The organism is Lactococcus sp. KTH0-1S (genome assembly GCF_052544945.1).
Map to the genome: position 1 here is coordinate 224278 of NZ_CP195165.1, position 17951 is coordinate 242228.

19 protein-coding genes and 2 pseudogenes are annotated in these 17951 nt (G+C 36.9%); 18 read left to right on the forward strand and 3 right to left on the reverse strand.

The window, feature by feature from the left end; all coding sequences use genetic code 11:
• The first annotated feature begins 126 nt into the window (after positions 1–126).
• From ACRYLU_RS01140 to ACRYLU_RS01150, 3 genes are all read left to right on the forward strand, one after another.
• Positions 127–843 carry a YebC/PmpR family DNA-binding transcriptional regulator gene (locus tag ACRYLU_RS01140; protein ID WP_010905223.1) on the forward strand — a complete coding sequence of 239 codons (717 nt, stop codon included), beginning with the start codon at positions 127–129 and terminating at the stop codon, positions 841–843.
• A 65-nt stretch (positions 844–908) separates the two neighbouring features.
• A complete protein-coding gene (locus ACRYLU_RS01145; protein WP_029344749.1) occupies positions 909–1550 on the forward strand; it encodes a GyrI-like domain-containing protein in 642 nt (213 codons plus the stop codon).
• The gene (locus ACRYLU_RS01150) at positions 1547–2206 is read left to right on the forward strand and encodes a uracil-DNA glycosylase (RefSeq protein ID WP_038598804.1); all 660 of its coding nucleotides are present in this window, start codon (positions 1547–1549) and stop codon (positions 2204–2206) included. Before ACRYLU_RS01145 ends, ACRYLU_RS01150 begins: the two co-directional genes overlap by 4 nt.
• Before the next feature lie 32 nt (positions 2207–2238).
• Here ACRYLU_RS01150 and ACRYLU_RS01155 read toward each other — a convergent pair whose 3' ends face one another.
• Positions 2239–3150, reverse strand: coding sequence for an NADP-dependent oxidoreductase (locus ACRYLU_RS01155; RefSeq protein WP_146978347.1), 912 nt, complete (start codon positions 3148–3150; stop codon positions 2239–2241).
• Between the two features lie 149 nt (positions 3151–3299).
• Here ACRYLU_RS01155 and ACRYLU_RS01160 point away from each other — a divergent pair, with 149 nt between their 5' ends.
• A complete protein-coding gene (locus ACRYLU_RS01160) occupies positions 3300–3845 on the forward strand; it encodes a TetR/AcrR family transcriptional regulator (RefSeq protein ID WP_098393103.1) in 546 nt (181 codons plus the stop codon).
• 112 nt (positions 3846–3957) lie between these two features.
• Here ACRYLU_RS01160 and ACRYLU_RS01165 read toward each other — a convergent pair whose 3' ends face one another.
• Positions 3958–5379, reverse strand: a complete 1422-nt coding sequence (locus ACRYLU_RS01165; RefSeq protein ID WP_058205517.1) for an MDR family MFS transporter — start codon at positions 5377–5379, stop codon at positions 3958–3960.
• A gap of 228 nt (positions 5380–5607) precedes the next feature.
• Between ACRYLU_RS01165 and ACRYLU_RS01170 the strand changes: the two genes are divergently transcribed.
• From ACRYLU_RS01170 to dhaQ, 10 genes and pseudogenes are all read left to right on the forward strand, one after another.
• Entirely contained in the window at positions 5608–5970 is a 363-nt protein-coding gene (locus ACRYLU_RS01170) for a MerR family transcriptional regulator (protein ID WP_445081086.1), read from the forward strand.
• A gap of 85 nt (positions 5971–6055) precedes the next feature.
• Complete coding sequence (rpsU, locus tag ACRYLU_RS01175) at positions 6056–6232, forward strand: 30S ribosomal protein S21 (RefSeq protein WP_003129844.1); 177 nt, start codon at positions 6056–6058, stop codon at positions 6230–6232.
• 208 nt (positions 6233–6440) lie between these two features.
• Positions 6441–8804: a cell wall anchor protein gene (locus ACRYLU_RS01180; RefSeq protein ID WP_445081087.1), complete on the forward strand. Its 2364-nt coding sequence runs from the start codon at positions 6441–6443 to the stop codon at positions 8802–8804.
• A gap of 1 nt (position 8805) precedes the next feature.
• Positions 8806–9312, forward strand: coding sequence for a hypothetical protein (locus tag ACRYLU_RS01185; protein ID WP_058205420.1), 507 nt, complete (start codon positions 8806–8808; stop codon positions 9310–9312).
• A 39-nt stretch (positions 9313–9351) separates the two neighbouring features.
• A pseudogene (locus tag ACRYLU_RS01190) lies at positions 9352–10239 on the forward strand (cell wall anchor protein); the annotation flags it as partial.
• Positions 10236–10838 (forward strand): hypothetical protein, encoded by a 603-nt coding sequence (locus tag ACRYLU_RS01195; RefSeq protein ID WP_230315074.1) that lies wholly within the window; start codon positions 10236–10238, stop codon positions 10836–10838. The pseudogene ACRYLU_RS01190 and the gene ACRYLU_RS01195, both read left to right, overlap by 4 nt.
• Positions 10835–11284 (forward strand): hypothetical protein, encoded by a 450-nt coding sequence (locus tag ACRYLU_RS01200; RefSeq protein WP_195927628.1) that lies wholly within the window; start codon positions 10835–10837, stop codon positions 11282–11284. Before ACRYLU_RS01195 ends, ACRYLU_RS01200 begins: the two co-directional genes overlap by 4 nt.
• An 88-nt stretch (positions 11285–11372) precedes the next feature.
• Positions 11373–12185, forward strand: a complete 813-nt coding sequence (locus ACRYLU_RS01205) for an HAD family hydrolase (protein WP_445081088.1) — start codon at positions 11373–11375, stop codon at positions 12183–12185.
• 189 nt (positions 12186–12374) lie between these two features.
• Positions 12375–13571 (forward strand): phosphoglycerate kinase, encoded by a 1197-nt coding sequence (locus ACRYLU_RS01210; RefSeq protein ID WP_012897069.1) that lies wholly within the window; start codon positions 12375–12377, stop codon positions 13569–13571.
• 76 nt (positions 13572–13647) lie between these two features.
• Entirely contained in the window at positions 13648–14634 is a 987-nt protein-coding gene (gene dhaQ, locus ACRYLU_RS01215; RefSeq protein ID WP_038598829.1) for a DhaKLM operon coactivator DhaQ, read from the forward strand.
• On the opposite strand, the gene dhaS is transcribed toward dhaQ, so the two are convergent.
• Positions 14635–15177, reverse strand: a complete 543-nt coding sequence (dhaS, locus tag ACRYLU_RS01220) for a dihydroxyacetone kinase transcriptional activator DhaS (RefSeq protein WP_445081089.1) — start codon at positions 15175–15177, stop codon at positions 14635–14637. It lies immediately after the preceding gene.
• Between the two features lie 100 nt (positions 15178–15277).
• Here dhaS and dhaK point away from each other — a divergent pair, with 100 nt between their 5' ends.
• The 4 genes and pseudogenes from dhaK (at position 15278) to ACRYLU_RS01240 (ending at position 17934) form a co-directional block, all read left to right on the forward strand.
• Positions 15278–16270: a dihydroxyacetone kinase subunit DhaK gene (gene dhaK / locus ACRYLU_RS01225; protein ID WP_118263514.1), complete on the forward strand. Its 993-nt coding sequence runs from the start codon at positions 15278–15280 to the stop codon at positions 16268–16270.
• A gap of 9 nt (positions 16271–16279) precedes the next feature.
• Positions 16280–16858 (forward strand): dihydroxyacetone kinase subunit DhaL, encoded by a 579-nt coding sequence (dhaL, locus tag ACRYLU_RS01230; RefSeq protein WP_038598838.1) that lies wholly within the window; start codon positions 16280–16282, stop codon positions 16856–16858.
• The gene (gene dhaM / locus ACRYLU_RS01235) at positions 16855–17226 is read left to right on the forward strand and encodes a dihydroxyacetone kinase phosphoryl donor subunit DhaM (RefSeq protein WP_038598841.1); all 372 of its coding nucleotides are present in this window, start codon (positions 16855–16857) and stop codon (positions 17224–17226) included. Before dhaL ends, dhaM begins: the two co-directional genes overlap by 4 nt.
• 9 nt (positions 17227–17235) lie before the next feature.
• Positions 17236–17934, forward strand: a pseudogene (locus ACRYLU_RS01240) (MIP/aquaporin family protein).
• Positions 17935–17951 lie beyond the last annotated feature (17 nt).

A 17951-nucleotide genomic window follows, 5' to 3' on the forward strand; every position in this document is an offset into this window, starting at 1 on the left:
AAAATCGGGATTTTTTTGATTTCTCATAGACGAGCCTTTACAAATTGTGATATAATATGATAGAAAAAATCATGCAGATTAATCCTCTGCCAATAATTTAAATAAAATTTCAAGGAGATTATTCCAATGGGACGTAAATGGGCCAATATTGTTGCTAAAAAAACCGCTAAAGACGGTGCAACTTCTAAAGTATATGCAAAATTCGGTGTTGAAATCTATGCCGCTGCTAAACAAGGTGAACCAGATCCAGAATCAAATTCATCATTAAAATTCGTTATTGAACGTGCCAAACAAGCGCAAGTTCCAAAACACGTTATTGATAAAGCAATCGATAAAGCTAAAGGTGGCGGAGATGAAACTTTCGTTCAAGGACGTTATGAAGGATTTGGACCAAATGGTTCAATGGTTATTGCCGAAACTTTGACTTCAAATGTTAACCGTACAATCGCTAATGTCCGTACTACTTTCCACAAAAATGGCGGGAATATCGGAGCAGCCGGTGCTGTCAGCTATATGTTTGACAATACAGGGGTGATTGTTTTTGAAGGAACTGACCCTGACCATATCTTTGAAATTTTGCTTGATGCTGAAGTTGATGTTCGTGATGTGACCGAAGAAGAAGGAAATATTGTTGTTTATACAGAACCAACAGACCTTCATAAAGGAATTGCAGCACTTAAAGAAGCTGGAATTACTGAGTTCTCAACAACAGAATTAGAAATGATTCCTCAATCAGAAGTTGAACTTTCACCTGAAGATTTAGAAATCTTTGAAGGACTCATTGATGCTCTTGAAGATGACGATGACGTCCAAAAAGTTTATCATAACGTTGCAAATCTCTAATTTAAAAATGAAAAATCTGTCATTAAGGCAGGTTTTTTTATTTAGAAATTTGATATAATAAAAGCATGTCTAGCCCGAAAATTGATTATAAAAAATCTGATAAAAATTATTATTTACCAAAAGGAATTTCTTTAATTGAGCTGCCTGCCCTTAATTATCTAATGATAGATGGTAAAGGAGCACCAACAAGTCCAGCTTTTCAAGAAGCCATTCAATATTTGTATGCGACTGCCTATATGATTTCAATGTCCTATCGAAACCCAGACTTTACAATTGAAAATTTCCAACCTTTTGTGGTTCCACCTCTTGAAGGTTTATGGACCAGTAAAAATGAACCTAGAGCTGGTAAACTAGATAAAAATGACTTTATTTGGCGATTGATGATTAGAATGCCCGATTTTGTGGATTCTGAAATAGTTGAAAAAGCTAAGAAGTTAGTTGAAAGTAAAAAAGGATTTGATTTATCAAAAGTTAAATTTGAAGCTATTCAAGACGGATTATGTCTGCAAACCATTCATTTAGGTTCTTTTGATGACGAAGGGGAAAGCTTTGAGAAACTCTTTGAGTATGCTAAAGAACATGATTTAAAAGCTGTTCACAAAGAATTTCATCATCGAGAAATTTATATCAGTGATTTCAGAAAGACAGCAACAGAAAAATTGAAAACAACCCTCCGAATTTTTGTGGAGAGAGGACAAGAAAAATGAAGAAAACAGATTGGTCACAACCCTTACGCAACCGATTAGCAGAAGATTATTTTCCTAAAATGATTGAATTTATCAATCAGACTTATCAAGAAGGTAAAGTATATCCACCAGAAAATCAAATTTTTCGGGCGATTGAATTGACTCCTTTGGCGCAAACAAAGGTTATCATTGTTGGGCAAGACCCTTACCCTCAGCCCGGGAAAGCTCAAGGCTTGGCTTTTTCTTATCCTGCTACTTTCAAAGTGAATCGTCCAGACTCGATTGTTAATATCCAAAAAGAATTGCGTGAGGAAGGTTTTTCAAAAGAAGACAGTGATTTGACGGCTTGGGCCGAACAAGGCGTTTTACTTCTAAACGCAGTTCTGACTGTACCTGAGTTTACTTCAAATGCCCATGCTGGTAAAATTTGGGAACCGTTGACAGACGAAATTATCAAGATTGCCTCAGATGATGACCGACCAAAAGTTTTCATTCTTTGGGGGGGTTTTGCTAGAAAGAAAGCCAAACTAATTGATGGAAGTAAGCATCTTATACTAGAAGCGGCGCATCCGTCACCTTTGTCAGCAAGTCGTGGATTTTTTGGCTCTCATCCTTTCTCAAAAACCAATGAATTTCTGGTTGAATCTGGTCAAAGTCCGATTGATTGGAGTAAATAAAAACAGTCTGATTTGACTGTTTTTTTATTTATTTAAAAATAAAGAACAATTTTTCCGTGTGCATGACGATTCATCTGTAAGTTGATTGCTTCTAAATAGTCATCGATAGAGTACTTAGCTGCAATTGGAACCGTCAGTTGGTGATTAGAGATGGCATTTAAAATCATTTCCATATCAGAAGGAAGAGCTTCGCCACCTGTAGCCGTTGGAATCCCAGCTGGAGGCTCTGGATACATGATGACAGTCGACATCTTATCAGCTTTGACTCCTAATTCGAGAGCAGCCTTAAGCGTTTCATGGCTGAATAGATCAATAGCCGCCGTGATTTCTTTATTTTTCAAGCGGTCAGCCAGACCTGGACCATAACTTATTTGTTCGGCACCTAAATCTTGTAGGAAGTCAGCGGTAGAGTCAGAAGCAGTACCGATTACTTTAGCGCCTAACATTTGAGCAAGTTGAACCGTAAAAATTCCTACGCCACCGGCTGCACCACCAACTAAAAGAGTATCCCCTGCTGTTACGTGAGCTTTTCGCAGAGCAACTGCCGCAGTATGGCCAGCAACGGCAAGAGTAGAGGCGACGGCATCTTCTACAAAATCGGGTCTATGAAAAAGTCCACGTTCTTTCGTTGAAAAAATGAGTTGTTCGGTTGCTGCACCTCTCATTGTTGTTCCAAAAACATGGTCGCCAACTTTAAAGTCGGTCACTTCTGGACCAATTTCATCGATTATTCCAGCAAAATCATAGGCAAAAGTTTGGGGAAGTTTGACACCAAAATTTGGAGCCACTTCGGGATTTCCCATAATAGCCCAATCCATTGGATTGAGTCCAACATGACTGACTTTGATAGAAACTTCGTCAGCTTTTGGATGGACGAGAGGAAGGTCCACGAGTTGAAGAACATCGGGTTTACCAAATGTTTTGTATTGTAGTGCTTTAACCATTTATTTTCTCCTTAATGTGCATTATCAACTTTTCTTGACAGTTTTAAAAGCATTTTATATAATGTCAGTAACTGACATTTGAGAATAGTATAATCCTTTAGGGGAGGCTTGTCAAGAAAAATGTCATAAACTGACATTCGGGGGAAGAGATGAAAAAAACAAGTCAAGAAAAATTATATGAAGCAGCCTTGGAATTGATTACAGCGCAAGGTTATGAGAATACAACTGTTCTACAAATTGCCACCAAAGCTGGTTTAACAGAGCGCACATTTTTTCGTAAATTTAAAAATAAAGCAGATATTTTCTTTGCTGGCGGGGAGCAATACAGCCAAATGTTACTGACGAAAATGAAAGAATCAGAAGCGAATAATCCTTTGGCTATTGTTCTTGAAAGTTATTTTTACGCTGCAGACTTCTTTGATGAACATCGAGAAAGAACAGTCAAAAGACAAAAAATAATTGCCAGTCACCCAGATTTGGAAGAACGTGAACTTTTAAAACAAAGTAAAATCGAAGAACTCTTAGTTGAATATTTACTGACAACTTATGGTGAAAGAAATGCAAGATTAGCTGTTCGCCTAGCTCGAGCAGTTTATAGTGTGGCTTGGGAAGAATGGTTAGAAAATGATGCTGACAGTTTACATCATTTATTAGAAAAAGCAATTGCAGACTTTAATGAACTCAAAAATTACTGACGGAAATACTAGCATATCTGTAAATGCGCTAAAGCGCAAACGGCTATCCTATGACAGAAGTTTTGTCAGCAAAATAAAAACTACTGACGAGCCTGTCAGCAGTTTTTTTGTTCTATTCTAAGCCTTTTTTCCAAGGGTCGAGCCAATTGACAAAAAGAGCGATGAAAAGAAGGAATCCTGAGATAAGAGCAAGCAAGTGCATGCCGTTAAATAAGGTGTGACGCAAAGGGGCAATAAGATTTACTGGAATATTTTTTAAAGCTTTTGCATCAGAAATTTGATTAAGAAGTGTTGTTGTAAGTTTTGGATTATGTGCTGTTGCCTCAGTAAATGTACGATTAAGGGCAATGGACAGTCCAGATAAAACAAGCGTTGTTCCCATTGTTCTTAGTAGTGCATTAACCGCGGTCGCTGCACCAATCAAATGCTTAGCAACACTTTCTTGAACCGCAACTTGCAAGGTGATATTGACAATTCCAAAGGCAGTTCCAAGAATTGCTGTTGCCAGAAAGAGCATCACAATTGAGGCATGTTCAGGCAAACTAAATAAGAAAATTGCCCCTAAAACCATAATGGAAAATCCAATATAGATTGTTTTCTTTTCTCCCACTTTTTGAATGAGATGATTGACATTTCTAGTGCCTATAACCAGCATGATTGCTGATGGAATCAAAACCATTCCGCCGACTAAAGCTGTTGCGCCCATGACTCCTTGTCCCCAAGTAGGCAGATAATTTGTGTAAAAACCAAAGAAGCCATATTGCATGAAAAACATGATATTTTTAGCGATAAATGAAGGATTTTTGAAAAGTTCAAGTGGAACAATTGGGTCAACTGCCCGTTTTTCAGCAAAATAAAATCCGATGAAAAAGAGAAAACTTACAACTAATAAAGTAAGGAGGAGAGGAAGATTAATGACTGCATTTCCCATCATTTGGAAAAGCAACATTACTGCAATGACAGCGATGGATAAAGAAGCAGAGCCAGCAAAATCAATTGATTTTTTAGTATGGTCTGTTTTCAAGTCGAAATTTTTCCAAACAATAAAAGCCATATAAATCCCAATTGGAATATTGATGAAAAAGACCCAACGCCAGTCAAGTAAAGTGACAATCAGCCCCCCGACAATTGGTCCTGCAATAGTTGAAAATGAATAAGCAGCGACAGTATTTCCAATCACTCGTCTTCGTTCATCGGCCTGATACATCATTCCATAGATGACAAAAGGAAGTTGAATCATCACACCAGCACCAAGTCCCATGAGCGCGCGTGCGACAATAACCATTAGCATATTAATGGCTAATCCTTCGCCGAGAGAACCTATTGTAAATAAGAGTGTGCCAAGCACAAACATTTGTTTATAACCAAAGCGTTCGGCTAATTTGGTCCAAATGGGAGAAGAAACCGCCATGAGGAGCATATAAATGGTTACAACCCAACTCATTAATTTAATTCCATGTAATTCCGCCATCATTGCAGGTAGAGCGGTCGCTACGATTGACCCTTCTAAACCTGCCATCACATTGGAGAGCATAAAGGCTCTTATGGAACGTTTTTCTTGTATTTTATTCAATTCTTACTCTTTTCTATTTTAAAATAAGATTCAAAATGCGGTGGTTGACACTTTGAAATCAACATGCTATATTATAGCAAGTTAGAGTTACTCTAAGTCAAGAGAAAAAATTGACTTTTTATTAATTAATAAAATAAAAAAGTAAAATTGCCATAAAAAAGTGATTTTTATAAGTTCAAAGGAGAAAAAATGGTCACGATTGCGACAGTTGCAGGGAGAACAGGAATTTCAGCCTACAATCTACGATTCTATGAAAAAGAAGGATTAATCTCAGTTCCACGCACTAAAGCTGGAATTCGTGATTTTGATGAAGCAACAGAATCAAGAATTAATGCTATTCGCCATTATCGCTGTGCCGGATTGAGTCTAGCACAAATTAAAGAAGTTTTTGCCAATACAGATAAGCATGAAATGATAATTGGAGTTTTAAAAGCTCGTAAAAAGGAAATGGAAAAAGAATTAGCCGAACTTGAAATATCAATGGCTTATTTGGATAAAAAAATTAATATTCATCAAGAACGCTTAAATGAGGAGGCGACAAAGCTAGTCTAGTTTGACAAGGTCTTTTCCATTTGATATAATAGGAAAGTCGTGTGAAAGACCACGAACTCTCGAGCTGGAAATGGGGTGAAAATCTATGTCAAAAACACTTGTACGCAAAAATGAATCACTTGACGACGCACTCCGTCGCTTCAAACGTTCAGTAACAAAAGCTGGAACTCTTCAAGAGCTCCGCAAACGTGAACACTACGAAAAACCTTCTGTAAAACGTAAACGTAAATCAGAAGCAGCACGTAAACGTAAAAAATACTAATTAGAATTTTTAATCACTGACTTCTGTCAGTGATTTTTTTAGTTTTAAAATAGCAGACTACCACTTTTGGTGGGCTTTTTTGTATTCTAAAAGTCTTGTTTTTAAATTAAGTTAAAATGATTACTTTATTTTTACCAAAGTCTCTAATTAAGCGTATAATGTTAAATAATCAGAAAACAAAAAATATTCACTAAAAGGAGGTTTTACATTGGAAAATCAGAAAAAGCACTTTCAAATGAAGTCATCAAGTAAATTTTGGTTACTTAGCACTGGGATTCTTTTGAGTTTGTTAGTGACTAGTCAGCCTTTAGCAGTAAAGGCTGATGAAAATTCGGCTGTTACCCCACCAAGCCAAACTGAAGCTGTCACCAATCCAACTGTAAATTCTTCTCTTGCCGTGTCTGATTTGACAACCGAAGGAAATACAGAAAGTTCACAGGCAGAAATGCAAACTAAAGCGGCAACCTTAATAGTTTCACAGGCAAGCACCGCTCCAAATGCCAGTTCAGTTTCATCATCTTCAACCAGTTCGGCTCAGACTTCAAATGTAGAAACAAGCTCTAATTCTTCAGATATTTCAGCTTCATTGAGCTCAAAGACCTCAACTTCAAAAGCCCCAAGTGTTCCCCTTGATTCATCAAAAGCAAACGTCACAATGGCTTCAAGTCTTTCGACAAGTGGGATAGTTACCAATGCTACCCTAACAAATGGTTCAATTGCCAGCCAAGCCAATGGTCAAGACCCTGTAATCAGCACTATTGAAGCAACCGGTTCAGTCGCCAATGACATTACAGGACCAGCCACGCTAGATGGTATCAATATTACAATCAAGGCTAACAACCTTGTGCCCAATAACTTTTTAACGCCTGATGGTCTTCATTGGTCGGCAAATACGCAGGTTATTCCAATCACAGGTCAAACAACAGGTCAAATCAGTACTGAAAACTTTGGACAAACGGATGGCCCGACCATACCTGCGACCACTTATACTATGAATGCAGGAGATTCTGGACGAATTACTAATGTTGGAAGGACCCTAGCCGGAACCAATCTAGATTTGATCTACAAAGTCATTTCAACAGATGAATCAAACTGGCAAGCCCCCGCAGAAAGTACGTCTGACTGTCCGATTGGATTGGCTTTTACAGGCGAGCAAAACATCGCTAACTCCGACGGAAACTCGATTGTCACCCTCTACTACGGGGCAAATAATGTCACCCTCAATTATCAAATTGTCGCCCATAACACGAATTTTCAAATCCCTGTTCTTGCCTCATTTATCACAACGGATATTGATATGGCACAAGGAGTCAAAACCAATCTTGCCAACCTTTTAACGGTCATTCCAAAGACCACTAACCTTGCGACCAATTCAAGTGGTGTTATTTATGATACGACAAGCCCTGATACCGACTTGAACGGTCAAGCTAGTCTCCCTTATGGCGGTTATCTGGGTGTTGGTTTTCTGTCAAATTTTGACTATGATTTTTACAGCCCAGCACCAGCTCGTAGTGAAAATTCTTATCAATATTCGCAAGGGGTTCGCTATGACCTCTTTGGTTCAGCGCTTCAAGCGCATTTAACCACCCAAGTCAGAGATATTGTTTATCTTAACTACTATGATGCGGACGAAAACAATCAGCTTATCGTTCCCCAACATCAATTTATCTGGTTTCCAAATGTTTCTTGGAATGTTCCAGCCAGTAAATTCCCACATTATGCTTATGGACAAGAAAGTCAGCACAGAAATGGGAACACAATAATAGTTGGTGATTATTATCATATCCAAAGTACCGTCACTTATGATTATTATGGTACGGACGGTATTTATCTAGGACAACAATCAATCACGGGGCTTTATAACAAGCCATATTCGGTCAATGTCCCTTATAACTTTGGTAATTACTACATCGAAGGAAGCACCACAGAGTCAGGACTTTATCCGAAAACTGATGAAACGTTAGATGTTTACTACAAATATGTTCCACCGATTGTTTATTACAACACGAGCAATCCCTATGCGACGACTTATTATGCCAATGGTTATGAATATGTACCGAATTATATTCCGCCTGTGGTTTATTATGTGCCAACTTATGATAGTTATGGTTATGGTGGAGGCTACTATTACTCTGGAGGTTATGCTTATTCATCAGGTGGATATAGTAGTTCTAGCGGAGCCTACTATCCAAATTATGTCCCACAATCTGCTTATTATTCTAAAGAAGCTCAACTTGTATCAGAAGAAAATTATTATAGTGGAGCCAGTACATACTCACTGCCAAAAACCGGGAATAAGGGTGCAGCTTGGGCACCAGCACTAGGTTTTGGACTATTTACAGCCGAAGATGCGGGAGAAAGTATAGAAGTGCCACCTGTAGCGATTGGACTTGGAGTCGTTGCTCTGGTATCTTTGGTAGTTGCAGGAGGAATTTGGTTATTTAGTGAGCATACTAAGAATGCTCGACCATCAACAAAAAATAAACATGAAAATCCAAGACCAGGGCGAGATAGCACGAAAAATCGCTCGAAGAAGGATTTTAAATCTCGATCTAATAAGAGGAGAAAATAAAATGAATAATAGACTTGAAGAAATATATACGCAAAGTAACAGTAACGATAAATCTTTTTATGTTGGAAAATTCTTAAAAGAAAATTCAATGTTTTCTATTTTTGAATTAGTTGATTCACAGGGACGTTATGAAAGTATCACATTTATAAAAACAACTTCAATTATTAAAAGAATACCAAGTTCAGATTACTTAGATTATATTAGTAGTTTTAGCAATCTTTTGGGGAATAATTATGATTCATTTCATCTTTCTAAGCTTCAAGATATGAAAGAATGGGGAGGGAAATTGACAGTATTACAGTTTTCGGATAGTGATTTTTTAGATTTATATGAAATTTTAAGCGTAAATTCTGAAACTATAAAATTAAAAGGGCTTAAGACTCCACTCTTCTCCACAAATGATGGTGTAATAGAAACCTCAATAAAAAAAATATTAGCTATGGAATTTAATTCATTGGAATTGAAATTGTTGAAAGAAAAATTAGACAAGGAAAGTAATAATTCATAATTAACTGTCCGTTAGTTGTTTGCATTTTATATAATGAGAAATACAATTAAAGTTAGTGATTATTATCATATCCAAAGTACCGTCACTTATGATTACTATGGTACGGACGGTACCTATCTAGGACAACAATCAACCACGGGGCTTTATAACAAGCCATATTCGGTCAATGCCCCTTATAACTTTGGTAATTACTACATCGAAGGAAGCACAACGCAGTCAGGGCCTTATCCAAAACATGATGAAATACTTGATGTGTACTACAAATACGTTCCACCGATTGTTTATTACAACACGAGCAATCCCTATGCGACGACTTATTATGCCAATGGTTATGAATATGTGCCAAATTATATTCCACCTGTGGTTTATTATGTGCCAACTTATGATAGTTATGGTTATGGTGGAGGCTACTCTTACTCTGGTGGTTATGGTTATTCATCAGGAGGAGGATATAGTAATTCTAACGGAACTTGCCATCCAAATTATGTACCACAATCTGCTTATTATACAAAAGAAGCTCAACTTGTGGCGGAGGAAAGAGGAGATGGCGGAGAACTTCCAGGCGGAGAAGATAGTGACAATTGGCTAGAAGGTGAGCTAGGGAGCCAATCAATCGGGATTAGCGGAGCTATCGGCTGGGCTAAATATGGTCCTGAATTAGCAGGAGCCTCTGATTTCGCCGGAGGTATCGGAGGAGGATTTTTAACCGCAGGAGTAGAACTAGCGACTGGGCATGATGCGAATGATGCTATGGCGAAAGGTTTTGCCAATGCGGGAATCACTTTGGCCGTTGGCACATTAATTACTGGGGGACTTCTTGCAGTAGCTGCACCTGCATTAGTAGCCATTGGAGTGGGACTTGTGATTTCTTCAGCTCTATCTTTTGGTTATGATTGGCTATACGACCATAGAAAGGGTAAAAAATGAGAACAATACACTCCGATGAAGTGATAGTTGATATTGGTGGAAACATGGATAACAGATATGGCTATAACTTTAAAAACAAAGAGCTGTTTATAAAGAGTAATAAAAAAACGACAGGCATGAGTATGATACCTGTTCTGGTAATAGCAGTAGCATTTCCAGCATCTGCGATGAATTTTGCAGAGCAGCATTCTATCACTATTTCTCCTGTAAGATGGATGATTTTGACAACAGTTGCCTGTTTGCTTTTATCTTTTGTAGTAGCGATAATTTTATTATTTCTTTCGGAAAACTTTTTTAATTACAGAAACTTTGAAAAATTAGAAGATAGTAAAAAGGTAGAAAAACTGTATCAAATGCAGGATAGTAAAACAGGGGGAATCATTCTGATAGTTTTTGTTGTGATTTGTGGAAGTGTGGGGATAACGTTAGCCGGTCTTTACATCAACTCAGGTGATGTAGGGATTTGGTTAATCTATATTACTGATTTAATTCTTGTGAATTTACTTGTGTATATCTACTGGATTTACATCAAAAGGGCACGAAAATTTAGAACTTTAGCTCTCATGGAATTAAAAAAAGAACAGGAAATTGAAAAATGAAAGAAGAGATTGACGAAAATAAAGAAAAAGAAGTGATTCAAAAAGCTTATAAATACAATGGATTGTTAGGAATCTGGATTATCGCTGTATTCATCATTTTTTTGCTACAAATAACAAAAATTATTACAGACCAATATTTAACTTTAGGTTTTGGTTTAATTATTTTAATTTATGCGATTGCTCTTCATACCCAAAATCATAAATTAAAAATAAAAAGTATTGCTTCGATTTTAGTATATAGTCTTAATGTTTTGAGCGTGATTGGTGTTGTTTTGATTATTTTAGCAAATCAGGCGCATAATCTTTTGGAGTTAGCGGTAGGGGTCTTATTGGGATTGGTGACGCTTATCTTACAAGTTTTAGCTGCTATTTTTGCACTATTGTCAGCGAGAAAATTGCGAAAACTCTATCCTGATATTATTGATAACAGAAAAAAGAAAATATAATAATTTTTTCCTCTTTATAAATTTCGTCTTTAAAAGTTACTTTATCTGTCAGTAAATTTTGTTAAAATAGAGGATAGAGGGGGATAAGATGACTAAGATTAAACATATTTTTTCTGACCTAGACGGGACTTTACTTGATGACCAAGGTAAAATTTCCAAAAAGACTCAAGAAGTGATTGAAAACTCTAATCTTCCGTTTTCTTTGGTTTCAGCAAGAGCGCCTCAAGCGATGGAGAGACTAATTAATCAATTGAATTTAAAAAGCTCACAAGTTGCATTTAATGGTGGGCTTATTTTTGCTAAAAAAGAAGTCATTAAAGCAAATCCAATGGTTCATGCTAGCGCTCAAGAATTGATTAAGACAATCAAAAAAGATTATCCTGAAATAAATCTATCCCTGTACAGTTTAAGCGATTGGTACGTTGAAAAGATTGATAAAGACATCGAACAAGAAATGCAATTTACTCCACAGGTTCCTAAGTTAGTAGATTTGGAAGCATTGATAACTGAGCGACCAAGACTAGAAATATTTAAAATTCTTTTGATTACACCAAATGAAAGTAAGTTAGAAGAAATTAAAAAACATTTAGAAAAGCTAAATTTTCCTGATATAATCATTCAAAAAACTTGGGAAACGTATCTTGAGATTACACATCTTGAAGCTCAAAAAGCTAAAGCAGTCCAATTTATTGCCCAAAGAGAACAGTTAGAGCAAAGCGAACTTGCAGCATTTGGCGATAATGAAAATGATTTAAGTATGTTAAAAGCTGTTGGGTTACCAATTGTCATGGCAAATGCTTCTGATGACTTAAAAAAAATAGGAAAAGTGATTACGAAAAGCAATACAGAAGATGGTGTCGCTTATGGAATTCAAAAATATATTACTGACAGCCCTTTTTAAATTCATTTTAAAAAAATAAAAAATCTGTCAGTAAAAATCTTTTAAAAGTAACCCTTTACAAGCTAAAAGTAAAATTCTCAAAGCCAAATTATTCGAATTTGTGATATAATTAACCTATCGATTTGAATTGAATCAGCATGGTGCTTTTTCAATCTCAACAAAAATATCTTATAAGGAGAATTTTTCCAAATGGCAAAATTGACTGTAAAAGACGTTGAACTTAAAGGCAAAAAAGTCCTCGTACGTGTTGACTTTAATGTTCCAATTAAAGATGGCGTAATCACAAATGATAACCGTATCACTGCTGCGCTTCCAACAATTAAATACATCCTTGAACAAGGTGGACGTGCAGTCCTCTTCTCTCACTTGGGACGTGTTAAAGAAGAAGCTGACAAAGCTGGTAAATCACTTGCACCAGTAGCTAAAGCTCTTTCTGAAAAACTTGGTCAAGATGTTGTTTTCCCAGGAACTACTCGTGGAGCAGAACTTGAAGCAGCAATCAACGAACTTAAAGATGGAGAAATCCTTCTCGTTGAAAACACTCGTTTTGAAGACATCGACGGTAAAAAAGAATCTAAAAACGACCCAGAACTTGGTAAATACTGGGCTTCACTTGGCGACGGAATCTTCGTTAATGACGCATTTGGTACAGCACACCGTGCTCACGCATCAAACGTTGGTATCTCAGCAAACGTTGATAAAGCCGTTGCTGGTTTCCTTCTTGAAAACGAAATTGCTTATATCCAAGAAGCAGTTGAAGCTCCAGAACGTCCATTCGTAGCAATCCTTGGTGGTTCAAAAGTTTCAGATAAAATCGGTGTTATCGAAAACCTTCTTTCAAAAGCTGATAAAGTTATCATCGGTGGTGGGATGGCTTACACATTCTTGAAAGCTCAAGGTTACGAAATCGGAACTTCACTCGTTGAAGATGACAAACTTGATCTTGCTAAAGAATTGCTTGAAAAAGCAGCTGGAAAATTGATTTTGCCACTTGACCACAAAGTTGCTAACGCATTTGCTGGTTACACAGAAGTTAAAGAAACTGCTGACCAAAATATTCCTGCAGGCTTCATGGGACTTGACGTAGCAAGCAAGACAATTGCTGACTACAACACACAACTTGAAGGTGCTAAAACAGTTGTTTGGAATGGTCCAGTTGGTGTATTTGAAAACCCAGATTTCCAAGCAGGTACTGTTGGATTGATGGAAGCTATCGTTAAACAACCAGGTGTTAAATCAATCATCGGTGGTGGTGACTCAGCAGCAGCAGCAATCAACCTTGGTTATGCAGATAAATTCTCATGGATTTCAACTGGTGGTGGAGCTTCAATGGAACTCCTCGAAGGTAAAGTACTTCCAGGACTTGCAGCTTTGACTGAAAAATAATCTAAAAGCTAATAAATAAAAAGAGTTTGATTTTTTAAATCAAGCTCTTTTTGTATCTGTGCTATAATTTGGTTATATGAAATTCTATACTTCAACAAATGAAATTCCAGAGGAAATGTTAAAAGGGATTGATTTGACTTACCCTCAGTTGACTTATCTACCAGAAACTGGAATTCTCTATGATAATACATATAATGAAAAAACAGTTCCAATTATTTCAGGTGGAGGAAGTGGTCATGAACCGGCCCATGTAGGTTACGTTGGTTCTGGAATGCTTGCGGCAGCTGTGACTGGTCCCCTATTTATACCACCAAAGTCTAAAAATATTTTAAAAGCTATTCGCCAAGTTAACTCAGGCAAAGGCGTTTTTGTGATTATTAAAAACTTTGAAGCTGACTTAAAGGAATTTAATGAGGCAATAAAAGAAGCGAGAAATGAAGGAATTGATGTAAGGTATATTGTCAGTCATGATGATATTTCGGTAAATGCTTACAATTTTCATAAAAGACATCGAGGGGTTGCTGGAACAATTTTACTTCATAAAATTCTCGGTGCTTTTGCTAAAGAAGGCGGGAGTATTGATGAAATTGAACAATTGGCTCTGTCACTCTCCCCAGAAATTTATACTTTGGGCGTTGCCTTAGCACCCGTTCATTTTCCTCATCAAAAGACTTCATTTGTTCTAACTGAAGATGAAGTTTCTTTTGGAATTGGAATACACGGAGAACCCGGTTATCGTGTTGAAAAATTTGAAGACTCAGAGCGTATTGCCGTAGAATTAGTAAATAAGTTAAAAGCAGAAATTAACTGGCAAAAAAAAGCAAATAAAAATTATATTTTGCTTGTAAATGGTTTGGGTTCAACAACATTAATGGAACTTTACAGTTTTCAATATGATGTGATGCGCCTTTTAGAACTTGAAGGCTTATCTATTAAGTTTTGCAAAGTTGGGAACCTAATGACAAGTTGTGATATGTCAGGAATTTCATTAACACTTTGTTCTGTTAAAGATCCTAAATGGTTGGACTATCTGAATGCTCCAACGGGAGCTTTTGCATGGTAATCAGCTTTCAAAAATTTTAATTTGAGCAAGTAAAAGATTTACAATCTGAGAATAAAGCTTTTCTAAAGAATTTCCTCTAATGATTGATTCTTGAGTTATTGCACAAATTGCTGCAGCATTATAACGACATATAAATGATTTTTCTAAGTCTGACCAATGATAGTCAGACTTTTTTTTTTGGTCGAAAATAACCTTATCAAGCAAGTTTTCCCATTGAATAAGGAAAAAGTGTTCAAAATTTTTATCTATAACAAATATTTTTTGATAAAAAATTTGATTTTCATCTAAGTAGCGTAATAAGAGTAAGAGTTCATTTTGCCAGCCATAATAATCCAGATTATCATTAATTAATTCGGCAAAATCATTCTCAAAAATCCAAGATAAAAGCTCTTCTTGGTTCTGAAAATAATTATAAAAAGTTTGCCTTCTAATTTTTGCAGTTTGCATAATATCACTGACAGAAATCTGGTGATAAGCATTACTTTGCATCAGGTCTTTAAAAGCTTTAGCAATAATTTTTTGTGTAATGATTGATTTTTTCATATTTTAAAAGAAAGCGGACACATTTTGCGATTTGTCCCTTATTTTTATGGACTTTATATTTTATACTAAGTATAACATAAGAAACTCAGGAGGATGAGCGATGAAAAAAATTATTAATCAACCACAAGATGTAGTCTCAGAAATGTTAGCCGGATTAATCTATGCTTACGGGGATTTGATTGAAAAAGTTTCAGATTTTGAAATTATTCAACGTAAAAGTCCTAAAAGTGGAAAAGTTGCCTTAGTATCAGGCGGGGGTTCTGGACACGAACCGGCTCATGCTGGCTTTGTTGGGGAAGGAATGCTGTCAGCAGCTGTTTGTGGAGCTATTTTCACATCACCAACGCCTGATCAAATTTATGAGGCAATCAAATCTGCTGACGAAGGTGCTGGAGTACTCTTAATTATCAAAAATTATTCAGGTGATGTGATGAATTTTGAAATGGCACGAGAAATGGCTGAGATGGAAGAGATTAAGGTTGAGCAAATTATTGTTGACGATGATATTGCCGTTGAAAATTCGCTCTATACTCAAGGAAGACGAGGAGTTGCTGGAACAGTTCTTGTTCATAAAATATTAGGCGCAGCTGCCCATCAAGGGGCTTCTTTAGATGAAATCAAAGATTTGGCTGATAAGGTCGTCAAGAATATCAAGACTATTGGCTTAGCTTTGTCAGCTGCAACAGTTCCAGAAGTTGGAAAACCTGGTTTTCTTCTTGATGATAATGAAATTGAATATGGCGTAGGAATTCATAGTGAACCAGGATACCGTCGGGAAAAAATGAAAACTTCTTATGAGTTAGCAACAGAACTGGTTGGAAAGTTGAAAGAAGAATTCAAATTTGAAGCTGGTCAAAAATATGGAATTCTTGTAAATGGTATGGGAGCGACGCCACTAATGGAGCAATTCATTTTTATGAATGATGTTGCAAAATTACTGACAGAAGAAAATATAGAAATTCTTTTTAAAAAAGTTGGAAATTATATGACTTCAATTGATATGGCAGGCTTGTCACTTACAATGATTAAGTTGGAAGATGACCAATGGCTCAAAAATCTTAATGAAGATGTGAAAACTATTTCTTGGGGATAAGGAGAGAGAATGTTAACAATAGATACAACAATTGAATGGTTAGGAAAATTCAACGAAAAAATACAAGAAAATAAAGCTTATCTAAGCGAACTAGACGGACCGATTGGTGACGGGGACCATGGTGCAAATATGGCTCGTGGGATGTCTGAAACAATGAAAGCATTGGAAGGTTCAAACTTTGAAAGTGTCTCAGAAATCTTTAAGAAAGTGGCCATGACCCTAATGTCAAAAGTAGGAGGAGCTTCTGGTCCTTTGTATGGTTCAGCCTTTCTAGCCATGAGTATGACTGCCGCAAAAACTTTGGATACAAGTGAATTAATTTATGCTGGACTAGAAGCTATTCAAAAAAGAGGAAAAGCTCAAGTCGGTGAAAAAACGATGGTTGATATCTGGTCAGCATTTTTAAATGACTTACAAACTGATTCAGCTTCCAAAGATAATTTAGAAAAAGTTGTTAAAGCAAGTGCAGAACTTTTAGCTACAAAAGGACGAGCTTCTTATCTTGGGGAACGCTCAATTGGGCACATTGACCCTGGAACACAATCAAGTGCTTATTTATTTGAAACACTTTTGGAGGTAGTAGCATGACTTATGGAATTGTAATTGTTTCTCATTCCCCTGAGATTGCCTCAGGACTAAAAAAATTAATTCGTGAAGTCGCTAAAAATATTTCGCTAACCGCTATAGGTGGTTTAGAAAATGGCGAAATAGGCACCTCATTTGACCGAGTAATGGCAGCAGTTGAGGAAAATGAGGCAGACAATCTCTTAACATTTTTTGATTTAGGAAGTGCTCGAATGAATTTGGATTTGGTTTCTGAAATGACAGACAAAGAATTAACCATTTTTAATGTCCCGCTCATTGAGGGAGCTTATACAGCGAGTGCTCTCTTAGAAGCAGGAGCAACTTTTGAAGCAATAAAAGAGCAGTTAGAAAAAATGCTGATAGAAAAATAAGGTAAAGCAATGACATTACAAATATTGGGAGAATTTCTGGGCACTTTCATCCTTGTATTATTAGGAAATGCGGGTGTCGCAGCAAATGTTTTAGGTAAAACAAAATCGGAAAATGCAGGTTGAGTGACTATTGCAATTGGTTGGGGCTTAGCCGTTGCTGTCGCCGTCTGGGTAGTTGGCTTCTTTTCGCCCGCTTATCTCAATCCAGCCTTGGTCATTGGTTTTCTTGTCTTAGGGAAAATAAAGATTGGCTTAGCATTTGCTTTTATTGTAGCCGAATTTTTAGGTGCTATGTTAGGTGCTGTCGCCGTTTGGTTACATTATTATCCTCATTGGGAAGAAACAAAAGATTCTTCTCTAATCTTGGCAAGTTTTGCCACAGCACCCGCTATTCGTCATTCTTGGTCCGATTTTTTAGGGGAAGCTTTTGATGGGGCGCTACTCATGATACTGATTATGGCAATGGGCCATTATCGTCTGGAAGGTGGTTTTGGTCCAATTATTGTCGGTTTTCTTATTATGGCAGTTGGTTTTTCTTTAGGACCAACAACTGGCTACGCGATGAATCCAGCACGTGACCTAGGTCCGAGAATAATGCACGCACTTTTACCAATCAAAAATAAAGGAACTTCCGACTGGAGCTATGCTTGGATTCCCGCAACTGGTCCAATTGTTGGTGCTGTAATTGCTGGACTACTTTATCAATGAATGTTGACGCTTCATTG

Coding starts and splice junctions, on each gene's coding strand:
- ACRYLU_RS01155 (WP_146978347.1), bottom strand. CDS start 3,150: ATGGTTAAAGCACTACAATACAAAACATTTGGTAAACCCGATGTTCTT.
- ACRYLU_RS01185 (WP_058205420.1), top strand. CDS start 8,806: ATGAATAATAGACTTGAAGAAATATATACGCAAAGTAACAGTAACGAT.
- dhaS (WP_445081089.1), bottom strand. CDS start 15,177: ATGAAAAAATCAATCATTACACAAAAAATTATTGCTAAAGCTTTTAAA.
- ACRYLU_RS01210 (WP_012897069.1), top strand. CDS start 12,375: ATGGCAAAATTGACTGTAAAAGACGTTGAACTTAAAGGCAAAAAAGTC.
- dhaM (WP_038598841.1), top strand. CDS start 16,855: ATGACTTATGGAATTGTAATTGTTTCTCATTCCCCTGAGATTGCCTCA.
- dhaQ (WP_038598829.1), top strand. CDS start 13,648: ATGAAATTCTATACTTCAACAAATGAAATTCCAGAGGAAATGTTAAAA.
- ACRYLU_RS01160 (WP_098393103.1), top strand. CDS start 3,300: ATGAAAAAAACAAGTCAAGAAAAATTATATGAAGCAGCCTTGGAATTG.
- dhaL (WP_038598838.1), top strand. CDS start 16,280: ATGTTAACAATAGATACAACAATTGAATGGTTAGGAAAATTCAACGAA.
- ACRYLU_RS01200 (WP_195927628.1), top strand. CDS start 10,835: ATGAAAGAAGAGATTGACGAAAATAAAGAAAAAGAAGTGATTCAAAAA.
- ACRYLU_RS01205 (WP_445081088.1), top strand. CDS start 11,373: ATGACTAAGATTAAACATATTTTTTCTGACCTAGACGGGACTTTACTT.
- rpsU (WP_003129844.1), top strand. CDS start 6,056: ATGTCAAAAACACTTGTACGCAAAAATGAATCACTTGACGACGCACTC.
- ACRYLU_RS01195 (WP_230315074.1), top strand. CDS start 10,236: ATGAGAACAATACACTCCGATGAAGTGATAGTTGATATTGGTGGAAAC.
- ACRYLU_RS01170 (WP_445081086.1), top strand. CDS start 5,608: ATGGTCACGATTGCGACAGTTGCAGGGAGAACAGGAATTTCAGCCTAC.
- ACRYLU_RS01150 (WP_038598804.1), top strand. CDS start 1,547: ATGAAGAAAACAGATTGGTCACAACCCTTACGCAACCGATTAGCAGAA.
- ACRYLU_RS01165 (WP_058205517.1), bottom strand. CDS start 5,379: ATGCTCTCCAATGTGATGGCAGGTTTAGAAGGGTCAATCGTAGCGACC.
- ACRYLU_RS01140 (WP_010905223.1), top strand. CDS start 127: ATGGGACGTAAATGGGCCAATATTGTTGCTAAAAAAACCGCTAAAGAC.
- ACRYLU_RS01145 (WP_029344749.1), top strand. CDS start 909: ATGTCTAGCCCGAAAATTGATTATAAAAAATCTGATAAAAATTATTAT.
- dhaK (WP_118263514.1), top strand. CDS start 15,278: ATGAAAAAAATTATTAATCAACCACAAGATGTAGTCTCAGAAATGTTA.